Annotated in this window: 7 protein-coding genes; 2 read left to right on the top strand and 5 right to left on the bottom strand. The window is 64.6% G+C overall.

Features of this window, described 5'->3' with window-relative positions; translation table 11 throughout:
• Positions 1–35: 35 nt before the first annotated feature.
• The 4 genes from TRIHO_RS00240 to xdhA are packed head-to-tail and all read right to left on the bottom strand — an operon-like array spanning position 36 to position 6,349.
• Complete coding sequence (locus TRIHO_RS00240) at positions 36–1,556, bottom strand: ABC transporter ATP-binding protein (RefSeq protein WP_068239085.1); 1,521 nt, start codon at positions 1,554–1,556, stop codon at positions 36–38.
• Positions 1,553–2,518 carry a xanthine dehydrogenase accessory protein XdhC gene (xdhC, locus tag TRIHO_RS00235; protein ID WP_068239083.1) on the bottom strand — a complete coding sequence of 322 codons (966 nt, stop codon included), beginning with the start codon at positions 2,516–2,518 and terminating at the stop codon, positions 1,553–1,555. The genes TRIHO_RS00240 and xdhC overlap by 4 nt, the downstream gene beginning before the upstream one ends.
• Positions 2,508–4,901, bottom strand: a complete 2,394-nt coding sequence (xdhB, locus tag TRIHO_RS00230; protein ID WP_068239080.1) for a xanthine dehydrogenase molybdopterin binding subunit — start codon at positions 4,899–4,901, stop codon at positions 2,508–2,510. The genes xdhC and xdhB overlap by 11 nt, the downstream gene beginning before the upstream one ends.
• Positions 4,898–6,349 (bottom strand): xanthine dehydrogenase small subunit, encoded by a 1,452-nt coding sequence (xdhA, locus tag TRIHO_RS00225; RefSeq protein ID WP_068239076.1) that lies wholly within the window; start codon positions 6,347–6,349, stop codon positions 4,898–4,900. The genes xdhB and xdhA overlap by 4 nt, the downstream gene beginning before the upstream one ends.
• Positions 6,350–6,736: 387 nt before the next feature.
• On the opposite strand from xdhA, the gene dnaE reads away from it, so the two are divergent.
• Positions 6,737–10,237: a DNA polymerase III subunit alpha gene (dnaE, locus tag TRIHO_RS00220; RefSeq protein WP_068239074.1), complete on the top strand. Its 3,501-nt coding sequence runs from the start codon at positions 6,737–6,739 to the stop codon at positions 10,235–10,237.
• Positions 10,238–10,342: 105 nt separating this feature from the next.
• Here the strand turns inward: dnaE and TRIHO_RS00215 are convergent, their stop codons facing one another.
• Positions 10,343–10,537, bottom strand: a complete 195-nt coding sequence (locus TRIHO_RS00215) for a SlyX family protein (protein ID WP_068239073.1) — start codon at positions 10,535–10,537, stop codon at positions 10,343–10,345.
• A 141-nt stretch (positions 10,538–10,678) separates the two neighbouring features.
• Between TRIHO_RS00215 and hisS the strand changes: the two genes are divergently transcribed.
• A complete protein-coding gene (gene hisS / locus TRIHO_RS00210) occupies positions 10,679–12,205 on the top strand; it encodes a histidine--tRNA ligase (protein ID WP_068239071.1) in 1,527 nt (508 codons plus the stop codon).
• Positions 12,206–12,207: the final 2 nt, after the last annotated feature.

Genomic DNA, 12,207 nt, shown 5'->3' with positions numbered 1-12,207 from the left:
GCCGGGGTCTTGCCCGGCGGGCGGCGGTTCTGGCGCTACACATGCGCCACTTCCATCCCATGAGCACCGCCCATCATCAGGCCGATCTCCTCCACGGTCAGCTCCGCCGTGGGGCGCGGTGCCGACAGGCGGCCCTCGTTCAGGGCGGCAAAATTATCCGAGATTTCCATCAGCTCATCCAGATCCTGGCTGATGCAGATCACCGCCGCGCCCCCTGCCGCCAGATCCAGAAGCGCCTGCCGGATGGCGGCGGCGGCGGCGGCATCCACGCCCCAGGTCGGCTGGTTCACCACCAGCACCTCGGGTCGCTGCAGCACTTCGCGGCCGATGACGAATTTTTGCAAATTGCCCCCCGACAGCGACCGGGCAGCGTTTTCCGGCCCCGGCGTGCGCACGTCAAAGGCCTGGATGATCTTTTCGGCAAAGGTTTTTGCCGCGCCCCATTTCAGGAATCCGTTGCGTTCCAGCCCTTCGCGGGCCGATCCGGTCAGCAGCGCATTTTCCGTCAGGCTCATGTCCGGGGCTGCGGCATGGCCCAGACGCTCCTCCGGCGCGGTCAGCACGCCGAGGGCGCGCCGGGCCGTGGGGCCCATATGGCCGATGGGCTGATCCTCGAAACTGACAGCATCCCGCGCGGTGGTGATCTCGCCCGACAGCACCGCCAGCAATTCATCCTGACCGTTGCCGGCGACCCCGCCAATACCCAGCACCTCTCCCCGGCGCACGGACATCTGCACATTCTTCAGCGCGGTGCCAAAGGCCGAGGGCGCGGGCACCGACAGGCCGGTGATCTTCATCGCCACCGCGCCAAATTCACGGCTGCCCCGCTCCGGTGTCTTCAACGCCGTGCCGACCATCAATTCCGCCATGTCGCGGGCGGAGGTGTCGCGCGGCACGCAGGCGCCAACGTTCTTGCCCAGCCGCAGAATGGTGGCGTGGTCGCACAGGCTGCGGATCTCTTCCAGCTTGTGCGAGATATAAAGGATCGAGGTGCCTTCGCTTTTCAACTTGCGCAGGGTCTGAAACAGGATCTCGACCTCCTGCGGGGTCAGAACCGATGTCGGCTCGTCCATGATCAGCAGTTTCGGATCCTGCAACAGGCAGCGGATGATCTCCACCCGCTGACGCTCCCCGGCAGAGAGGTCGCCAACGGTGCGGAAGGGATCCAGCGGCAATCCATAGGCCTCGGAGACCGCGCGGATGCGGGTGGCCAGATCGCGCAGGCCAGGCGGGTTTTCCATGCCCAGCGCGATATTTTCCGCCACATTGAGCGCATCGAACAGCGAGAAATGCTGAAACACCATCGCTATGCCATCGGCGCGGGCCTGGCGCGGCTCGGCCGGCTCATAGGGCGCACCGCGCAGGGTCATCCTGCCGCTGTCGGGCTTCACCAGCCCGTAGATCATCTTCACCAGGGTCGATTTCCCGGCGCCGTTCTCACCCAGCAGCGCATGGACTTCGCCGGCGCCGATCACAAAGGAGACATGGTCATTGGCGACCACACCCGGATAGGCCTTGGTCAGCCCGTCGAGGGTCAGTAGGGGAGGGGTGCTCACGCGCTGTGCTCCTTGTTGAGGTCCGTGTTCCGGTCCGCGCGCTGCTGTCGCGCCATGAAATCCGCCGCCACGCCGATGGCGATGGCATGGGGGTGCTTGCCAAGGTCCGGTCGCCCGATCGGGCAGGTGATCCGGGCGATCTGCTCCGGCCCGTGCCCGAGCGCCGCCAGACGGCTGCGAAACCGGGCCCATTTGGTCTTTGACCCGATCAGCCCGGCAAAGGTGAACCCATGCCCCAGCACCGCGTGGCATAGCGCCAGATCGAGCTGATGGGAATAGGTCAGGATCAGGTGGTTGGCCTCGGTGTCAACATGGGGCACCAGCCGTTCCGGGGCTGCGGCGGGCAGCCGGGTTACCTGGGGCGGAATGTGGTCGGGAAACCGATCCGCCGCAACATCGACCCAGGTGATCGCCAGATCCGGCAGCGGGGACAGAACATCGACCAGCGCGCGTCCGACATGGCCCGCCCCCCAGATCCACAGGCTGCGGGTCGGGCGATAGACCGGCTCCACCATCCAGCCCTGCACCAGTTGCGGCGGGGGGCGCTGGCCCTGGGCCCGGGCCGTGTTCAGCAACCGGTGCACGGCCAGCGGCGCATCGGTGTCGCCTGCGGGGACCCGGGCAACGGGGCGGGCAATGACGTCGCGCCCCTCAAGCAGGACCAGCTCCGAAGCGGTATAGACTTCGGTCAGCAATGTGACGGAGCCCCCACAACATTGGCCAAGATCCGGCCCCAGCGCATGGGTGGACAGATGCGCGGACGCGGTCTGCCGCCGCGCTGCGGCCGCCGCCTCATATTCCAGCGCGCCACCGCCAATGGTGCCCGATTGGCCATCGGCCCAGACCAGCATGGCGGCGCCCGCCTCGCGGGGGGAGGAGCCCCGGATCTCGGCCACCACCACCCGGCTCACCCGGCCATGCCGGGCCACTGCGGTGCGCAGGGAGGCCAGATCAAACCCCATGGCGCAGCCTTTCCGCCGCGCGCCACAGCTCTTCGGCGGTGGCGGGGGCGTTCAGATGCGGATAGCCATCGCCAAAGGCCGCAACTGCGTTTGACAACGCCAGCCAGGCGGAAATCCCCAACATGAAAGGCGGCTCTCCCACCGCCTTGGAGCGATAGATGGTCTCTTCGCGGTTGGGGGCCTCGTAAAGGGCCACGTTGAACACATCCGGGCGATCCGAACAGGCCGGGATCTTGTAGGTGGAGGGCGCATGGGTGCGCAGGCGCCCGGCGTCGTCCCAGACCAGCTCTTCCGTGGTGAGCCAGCCGGCCCCCTGCACATAAGCGCCTTCGACCTGGCCGATGTCCAATGCCGGGTTCAGTGACGCCCCGGCGTCATGCAGGATGTCGGTGCGCAGAATGCGGTTCTCGCCGGTCAGCCGGTCCACCACCACTTCGGTCACCGCCGCCCCATAGGCAAAGTAGAAAAACGGCCGCCCCGCGCCCTTGATCCGGTCCCAGTCCAGCGAGGGCGTTTTGTAATAGCCCGTCGCCGACAGGCTGACCCGCCCGGTGTAACAGAGCATGGCCGCCGCCTCGAACGACATCTCCTCGGTCCCGACCCGCACCCGGTCCCCGGCAAAGACGACGGCAGCGGCAGGCTGCTGATAGACCGCGCCAAGATGCGCCGCCATCCGGTCACGCAGGGTGTCACAGGCCGCTTTCACCGCCATCCCGTTGAGGTCAGAGCCGGAAGAGGCCGCCGTGGCCGAGGTATTGGGCACCTTGGCCGTATCGGTGGCGGTGATCTTGACCCGGCCCAGGCCGACGCCAAACCGCGATGCCGCCACCTGCGCCACTTTCTGGAACAGGCCCTGACCCATTTCGGTGCCCCCATGGTTCAGATGGATCGAGCCATCCTGATAGACATGCACCAGCGCCCCGGCCTGGTTGAGATGGGTCAGGGTAAAGGAAATCCCGAATTTCACCGGCGAAAAGGCGATGCCGCGTTTCAGCCGCTCATGGCTGGCATTCCAGGCGGCAATCTCGGCCCGGCGTGCCACGTAGTCCGAACTCAGCATCAGCTGCTGGGTGATCTCATGCAGCTCAAAATCAGTCACCTCCATCCCATAGGGCGTGGTGTTGTCCTTCATCTTTTCGGAAATACCTCGGGGGGAGGTCGCAGACCGGGGGGCCGCGCCCCCCTCGTTGGTCGTGACAGCGGCGTCGCTGGCAGGCGCGTCATAATAGTTGCGCAGCCGGATCTCTACCGGATCAAACCCCAGGCAATGGGCGGCATGATCCATCAGCCGTTCCATCCCGATCATCCCCTGCGGGCCGCCAAAACCGCGATAGGCGGTGGCGCTCTGCCGGTTGGTCTTCAACCGGTGGCTCTCGATGCGGATGGCGGGGATCGCATAGGCGTTGTCCGCATGCAGCATGGCGCGGTCCGCCACTGGCAGCGACAGGTCCTGCGCCCAGCCGCAATCGACCAGATGGGTGAATTCCACACCGGCAATGCGCCCCTCCGCGTCAAAACCAGCGCGGTAGGAGATGCGAAAGGCGTGGCGCTTGCCGGTGATGGTCATGTCGTCATCGCGGTCATAGCGCATCTTGCAGCAGCGCCCGGTCTGGCGCGCGGCCACGGCGCAGGCCACCGCCAGCGCATTGCCCTGGCTTTCCTTGCCGCCGAATCCGCCACCCATGCGGCGGGTCTCGACCCGCACTGCATGCATCGGCAGGCCGATGGCCTCGGCCACCTTGTGCTGGATCTCGGTCGGATGCTGGGTGGAGGAATTGACGATCATGCCGCCATCTTCCTGCGGCTGCGCCAGTGCCGCCTGGCCTTCGAGGTAGAAATGCTCCTGGCCGCCAAGTTCAAAGGTATCTTCGATCACATGCACGCAGGCCGCGATGGCGGCGGCGGCATCGCCCTTTTGATAGATGCGCGGCCCGTCCTCGAAACGGCTGTCGGCGGCAAGGGCCGCATCCAGCGTCAAGAGCGCCTCTTCCGGGGCGTATTGGATATCGCCGCGGCGCGCCGCGACGCGGGCGGCGCGATGTGAGGTCGCCACCACCAGAAACACGGGCTGGCCGAGGTAATGCACCTCGCCAGTGGCCAGGAGCGGTTCGTCATGCAGCGACGGCGAGACGTCATTGTCAAACGGCAGGTCCTCGGCCGTCAGCACCGCGACCACGCCTGGGCTGGCGCGCACGGCGGCAAGATCCATCGCCGTGATCTTGCCCCTGGCGAGGGTCGACAGGCCAAACGCCAGATGCAAGGTGCCCTTCGGGGTGGGAATATCGTCCACATAGCGGGCCTGACCGGTGACATGCAGCGCGGCGGCATCATGGGGCAGGGGTTTGGCCACGGGGCCCGGATCGGAGGGGGTGCGCGTGCTCATTGGGCGACCTCCAGCACATGTTCGGCGGCGCCATTGAGGTCCGCAAAATAGCGGGCCAGCATGTTGCGCGCAGTCTCCATCCGATAGGTGGCAGAGGCGCGCATGTCGCTCATCGGGGCAAAATCCTTGTCCAGCTGGCCTTGCGCCGCGGCGAGGGTGGTGTCGGTCCAGGGCTGGCCGATCAGCGCCGCCTCCACATGGGTGGCGCGTTTCGGGATGCCGGCCATACCGCCATAGGCGATGGCGGCAGCGGTGACCGCGCCATTGACCACCGTCACATTGAACGCGCCCAGCACGGCAGAGATATCCTGATCGAAGCGTTTGGACAGTTTGTAGACCCGCAGGCTGTCGGGCTGGCGGTCAAAGCTGACCGCCTCGACAAATTCGCCGGGAGCGCGGTCTTGTTTGCCGTAGTCGATGAAGAAGTCCTCGAGCGGGATCTGTCGGCGGGTGTCGCCATGGCGCAGGTGCAGCCTGGCCCGCAGCGCGATCAGGGCGGGTGGGTTGTCTCCGATGGGAGAGCCATTGGCGATATTGCCGCCGATGGTGGCGGCCGCGCGCACCTGCTGGCTGGCGTAGCGGCGGATCATCTCGGCATAGGAGGCATGCAGCGGTTCCAGGGCTGCGCGCACGCGGTTCATGTCGGCCATGGCGCCGATGCGGACCTCGCTGTCAGTGACGGTGATGTCTTTCAGATCCGTGCAGCCGTCGAGGAAAATGACATCGTCGAGATCGCGCAGCTGCTTGGTGACCCAGAGGCCCACATCGGTGGCGCCGGCGATCAGGGTAGCCGTGGGACGGGCAGCATAGGCGGCGGCCAGCGCATCCGAAGAGGTGGGGCGCAGGGGCGTGCTGGTGGGGACTGTGGCGCCGGGCAGGTCTGCTGCAGATCGGGCGGAGGGGGGCTCTGCCCCCCGGTCTGCGACCTCCCCCCGAGGTATTTCAGAAAAGATGAAGGGGCGGTCGGCTTTGATCCAGTCGGGGATTGGCGCGCTGCGGGCGGCCTCGGCGGCGCGGATGATCGGTGCATAACCAGTGCAGCGGCACAGGTTGCCCGCCAGCTGGTCGTCGTGATCCCGGGCGCCATTGGTATGGGCGGTGATCATCGACATTACAAAACCGGGGGTGCAAAAGCCGCATTGGCTGCCATGGAGGTCCACCATGGCCCGTTGTACGGGGTGGAGACGGCCATCCGGTGCGGCGGCGCCTTCGACCGTGCGCACGGATTTGCCGTGCAGCTGCGGCAGGAACAGGATGCAGGCGTTGAGCGCCCTTGCGCTGCTGTCGTCGCTGACCATGACCGTGCAGGCGCCGCAGTCGCCTTCGTTGCAGCCTTCCTTGGTGCCGGTGAGGCCACGGTCCTCGCGCAGCCAGTCCAGAAGCGTGGTGGTCGGTTCAATGTCTGGAAGCGAGACCTCTACACCGTTGAGATGAAAGGTGATCGTCATCTTGAGTAACCCGTCGCCTTACCTTGATTTGTCCCCATGATGCGCGGCCTTCGATGCGACGTAGAAGGGAGAGCGCGGGGGGTGTCTTCTTGTCAGTTTCAGCTTGTGAGGCCCGGAGCCTCAAAGCAAGTGCAAAGGCTGGGCAGGTCGGCGCGGCATGATTTTGCTGTATACAGTGGTGCGCGTCGCGCCTTTGGGTGTTACTGTTTGATTTGTAACAGTTTTGCCAGGCTTGCCACGGCGCGGAATGCGCTTTGGTGCAAAGGAGTTTCAAAAAACTCCATAAAACGACTGGGTGACTTTTAAGCAAATCCGCCCTGTGCCGGGTGGGCCGCTCTGGTGCATTCCTCTCTTTTCGGTGCCGCGCTGCCGCAGTAGGGTCGCGTCATGACAGCTTCTCCCCGATTCATTCACCTGCGCACCCATACCGAATACTCTTTGCTGGAGGGGGCGGTCCGGCTGAAGAAACTACCGGATCTGTGCAAGGCGCACAAGATGCCCGCGATTGCGATCACCGACACCAATTCGATGTTCGCGGCGCTGGAGTTTTCCGTCACCCTGTCGGAGGCCGGCGTGCAGCCGATCCTGGGCTGCCAGGTCGATCTGACCTTTGAGGCAAGCGATCCCGGCGAGAAGGTGAAGCTGCCCGCACCGCTGGTCCTGCTGGCGCAGAATGAGACCGGGTATGAGCATCTGATGAAGCTCTCCTCCTGTCTGTATGTGGACGGCGACGGGCAAGTGCCGCAGGTGTCCATCGAGGCGTTGGAGGCCAACAGCGGTGGGTTGATTTGTCTGACCGGTGGGCCCGATGGGCCGGTGGGCCGGTTGTTGCGTCAGGGGCAGCGCCCGGCAGCCGAGGCGCTGATGCGGCGGCTGGCGGCGATGTTCCCGGACCGGCTCTATGTCGAATTGCAGCGCCACCCCACCGAGGATGGCCAGCCCGAGGCGGAAACCCTGACGGAGCGGGGCCATATCGAGATGGCCTATGCGATGGAGCTGCCGCTGGTCGCCACCAATGATGTCTATTTCCCCAAGACCGAAATGTACGAGGCGCATGACGCGTTGATCTGCATCGCCGAGGGCGCCTATGTCGATCAGGCCGAGCCGCGCCGCCGCCTGACGCCGCAGCATTATTTCAAGAGCCAGGAAGAGATGATCGCGCTCTTTGCCGATCTGCCGGAGGCGATTGAAAACACGGTAGAGATTGCACGCCGCTGTGCCTTCATGGCCTATCGGCGCGACCCCATCCTGCCAAAGTTTGCCGATGACGAGGTGGCCGAACTGCGGCGCATCGCCAATGAGGGGCTGCAAAAGCGGCTTGCGGTGATCCCCCATGCGGTGAGCGTGGAAAAATACCAGGAGCGGCTGGATTTCGAGCTGAACATCATCGAGGGCATGGGCTTTCCCGGCTATTTCCTGATCGTTGCCGATTTTATCCAATGGGCCAAGGACCACGACATTCCGGTGGGTCCGGGGCGGGGGTCCGGGGCGGGCAGCCTTGTGGCCTATGCGCTGACCATCACCGACCTTGACCCGCTGCGCTACAGCCTGCTGTTCGAGCGGTTTTTGAACCCCGAGCGGGTTTCCATGCCCGACTTCGATATCGACTTTTGCATGGATCGCCGCGAGGAGGTGATCCGCTACGTGCAGCAGAAATACGGTCGCGACAAGGTGGGCCAGATCATTACATTTGGCGCGCTCCTGTCCAAGGCGGCCGTGCGCGATATTGGCCGGGTGCTGCAGATGCCCTTTGGCCAGGTGGACCGCCTGTCCAAGATGATCCCGGTGGAGGGGGTGAAACCGGTTTCGATCGAAAAGGCGCTGCAGGATGAGCCGCGCCTGGCCGAAGAGGCGCGCAGCGAACCGGTGGTGAACCGGCTGTTGACCTACGGTCAGCAGGTCGAGGGGCTGTTGCGAAATGCCTCGACCCACGCCGCGGGTGTGGTGATCGGGGATCGGCCTCTGGATGCGCTGGTGCCGCTCTATCAGGATCCGCGCTCTGACATGCCGGCCACGCAGTTCAACATGAAATGGGTGGAACAGGCCGGTCTGGTGAAATTCGACTTTCTGGGCCTGAAGACCCTGACGGTGATCCAGAACGCGATGGAGCTGATCTTCAAATCCGGGCGCCCCTTGCATGTCTCCGCCGATGGGCGGCAGCTTTATGACCCGGCGGAGGGGGCGGCGAACCAGATCAACGCGATCCCGCTGGACGACGCAACCACCTACGAGCTCTACTCCCGGGCCAAGACGGTGGCGGTGTTCCAGGTGGAATCCACCGGCATGATGGACGCGCTGAAGCGTATGAAACCCACCTGCATCGAGGATATCGTGGCGCTGGTGGCGCTCTACCGGCCCGGCCCGATGGAGAACATCCCGGTCTATTGCGAGGTCAAGAACGGGCTGCGCAAAATCCAGTCGGTGCATCCGCTGATCGACCATATCCTGGAGGAAACCCAAGGCATCATCGTTTATCAGGAACAGGTGATGCAGATTGCCCAGGTGATGGCGGGGTATTCGCTGGGCGGCGCCGACCTGTTGCGCCGCGCCATGGGGAAAAAGATCAAGGAGGCGATGGACGCCGAGCGTCCCAAGTTCGAAAAAGGCGCAGGCGAAAACGGCGTGGCCGCCAAAAAGGCCTCTGAAGTCTTTGACCTGCTGGAGAAATTCGCCAACTACGGGTTCAACAAATCGCACGCGGCGGCCTATGCGGTGGTGTCTTACCAGACCGCCTGGCTGAAAGCGAACCACCCGGTGGAGTTCATGGCCGGGGTGATGAACTGCGATATCCACCTCACGGACAAACTGTCGGTCTATTTCGAGGAGGTCAAAAAGGGCCTTGCGCTGCCCTATGTGGCGCCGGACATCAACCGCTCGCTGGCCACCTTCGATGTGGTCGAGGGCCATCTGGTCTATGCGCTGGGCGCGCTGAAGAATGTCGGCGTCGAGGCGATGAACCTGATCGTGGCCGCCCGCGAGGACCGTCCTTTTGTCAACCTTTATGACTTTGCCCGCCGGGTGGATCTGAAAAAGGTCGGCAAGCGGCCGCTGGAAATGCTGGCCCGGGCCGGCGCCTTTGACGTCCTGGACCGGAACCGCCGCCGGGTCTTTGAAAGCCTCGAAGGGCTGGTCGCCTATTCCGGCGCCATTCAGGACCAAAAAAACTCCAATCAGGTGTCGCTCTTCGGCGAGGCCGGCGATGACCTGCCGGAGCCTCGCCTGGCCGGGGTGCCCGACTGGTTGCCCGCCGAACGGCTGAACGAGGAATTCAAGGCGGTTGGCTTCTACCTTACGGGGCACCCGCTCGACGACTACATGCCCGCATTGAAGCGCAAGGATGTGATGACCCTGGACGAGGTCATGACCAAGGCAGAGCGCGGCCCCTTCATGGCCAAGATGGCCGGGGTGGTGGCCGGTCGGCAGGAACGCAAATCGGCCCGCGGCAACCGCTTCGCCTTTGCCCAGCTGTCGGACACCACCGGCGCCTATGAGGTGACCATCTTCTCGGATGTGCTGGAGAAATCCCGCGACTATCTCGAAACCGGCTCAAAGGTGGTGATCACCGCCGAGGCGACAATGGAAAGCGACCAGCTGAAGCTGCTGATGCGGTCCGCCGGACCAGTGGATTCGGCCATTGCCGATGCGGGGCGGTCCAGCCTGCGGGTCTATCTCGACAGCGCCTCGGCCGTGGCCACCGTGGCCACCGTGTTGGAAGACGCCAAAAAGGTGGCCCGCAACGCCAGTCCGGGCGAGATCTACGTCTATCTGCAGGACCCCGCGCTGCCGGGCGATGTCGAAATGGACCTCGGCCAGATGTTCCCGATCAACCCTCAAATCAAAGGCGCACTGAAAAGCCTCGATGGCGTGATGGATGTCGAGGAAATCTGACCGCTGCACCGCCGCAGTCCGATCCCGGCGCCCGGCTTCATCTTTTTGAAAATACCTCGGAGCGCGAGGCAGCGCCTCGCTCCCGACACCGGCAATCCGCCGCCATCAGTAGTGGGGCGGACGCTCGTCGCCAAAAACTGCGCCACCGCTGCTTTCGCTTGCGCGCTGGGCTTCGCGTTCCATCAGCAGGCCGACCCGGCGGAGCAGCTGGTCGATATCCTTTTGCTGCTGGGTGACGACGTCGTTCAGCTCGTCGACGGTGCGGCTCAGATAGGCAAGTTGTTCTTCAAGATGTTGCATGGGCGGGATCTCCTGTCTTTTCCCTGATGTAGTCGCCCCACTGCGGCGCGTCTATCGGCTTGCGCGCTGCCTCGCGTCTTGCTGTCACAGGCCCCTTGGGCTAGACGCTGGGCCGAGACAATCACCCGCGAGGAGGCCACCATGGCCAAAGCCAAGAAACAGCCCCGCCCCAAGGCCGAAACGCCTAAGGGTTTCCGTGACTATTTCGGCGAAGAGGTCACCCAGCGTACGCATATGCTGGGGCAGATCGCGCAGGTGTACCATCACTATGGCTTTGACCCGCTGGAATCGGCCGCCGTCGAAACGGTCGAGGCACTGGGCAAGTTCCTGCCCGATGTGGACCGTCCCAATGCGGGCGTCTTTGCCTGGCAGGAAGCGGACGAGAACGACCCGGCGGGCAAGCCGGGCGACTGGATGGCGTTGCGCTACGATCTGACGGCGCCGCTGGCGCGGGTCTACGCCCAGCATCGCAACGACCTGCCCAACCCTTATCGCCGCTATGCGATGGGGCCGGTCTGGCGCAATGAGAAACCAGGCCCCGGGCGCTATCGTCAGTTCTATCAATGCGATGCGGATACTGTCGGCACCGCCTCGATGGCGGCTGACGCTGAAATCTGCATGATGCTGTCGGACACGCTGGAAACGGTCGGCATCCCGCGCGGCGACTATCTGGTACGGGTGAACAACCGTAAGGTGCTCAACGGGGTGCTGGAGGCAATGGGCCTCGCCGAGGCGGACCCCAAACGGGACGACGTGCTGCGCACCATCGACAAGTTCGACAAGGTCGGCGAGACCGGCGTGCGGGCGCTGTTGGGCGAGGGCCGTCTGGATGCCTCTGGCGCCTATATCGACGGCGTCGGCCTTGCGCCCGAGCAGGCAGAGCCGGTGCTGGCCTTCCTCACCTCCAAAGGCGACACGATGGCCGAGACCATGACCAATCTGCGCGCCGCCGTCGGCGAGAGCGCGGTCGGTCAGGAGGGCATTACCGAGCTGGAACAGATCGGCGCGTTGCTGGCAGCGGCGGGCTACGGGCCGGATCAGGTCCTGATCGACCCCTCCATCGTGCGCGGGCTGGGCTATTATACCGGCCCGGTTTTCGAGGCCGAGCTGACCTTTGAGATCCTCGACGAGAAAGGCCGCAAGCGGCAATTCGGCTCGGTCGCGGGCGGCGGGCGCTATGATGGCCTGGTGAAACGCTTTACCGGGCAGGACGTGCCGGCGGTCGGGGTGTCCATCGGGGTGGACCGGCTGTTGGCCGCATTGCGGCAAAAGGGCCGCCTCGCGGCGACCCCGGTTGGCCCGGTGGTGGTGACGGTGATGGATCGCGACCGGATGGCGGACTATCAGTCCATGGTGGCAGAGCTGCGCGCAGCGGGCATCCGCGCCGAGGTCTACCTCGGCAATCCGAAGAACTTTGGCAATCAGCTGAAATATGCGGACAAGCGTCATTCCCCCGTCGCGGTGATCGAAGGCGGCGACGAAAAGGACCGCGGCGTGGTCCAGATCAAGGACCTGATCCTCGGAGCCAAAATCGCCGAAAGCGCGACGCTGGAGGAATGGAAGGAACGCCCCAGCCAGTTCGAAGTGCCCCGCAGCGAACTGGTGGCCAAAGTGGCAGACATCCTCGCCAGTCAGGCCGGTGACGCCGCCGACAGTCAGGATCTGTAACC

The sequence above is a fragment of the Tritonibacter horizontis genome (assembly GCF_001518015.1).
Lineage (GTDB): Bacteria > Pseudomonadota > Alphaproteobacteria > Rhodobacterales > Rhodobacteraceae > Epibacterium > Epibacterium horizontis.
This window is presented reverse-complemented; position numbering and strand designations above follow the sequence as displayed.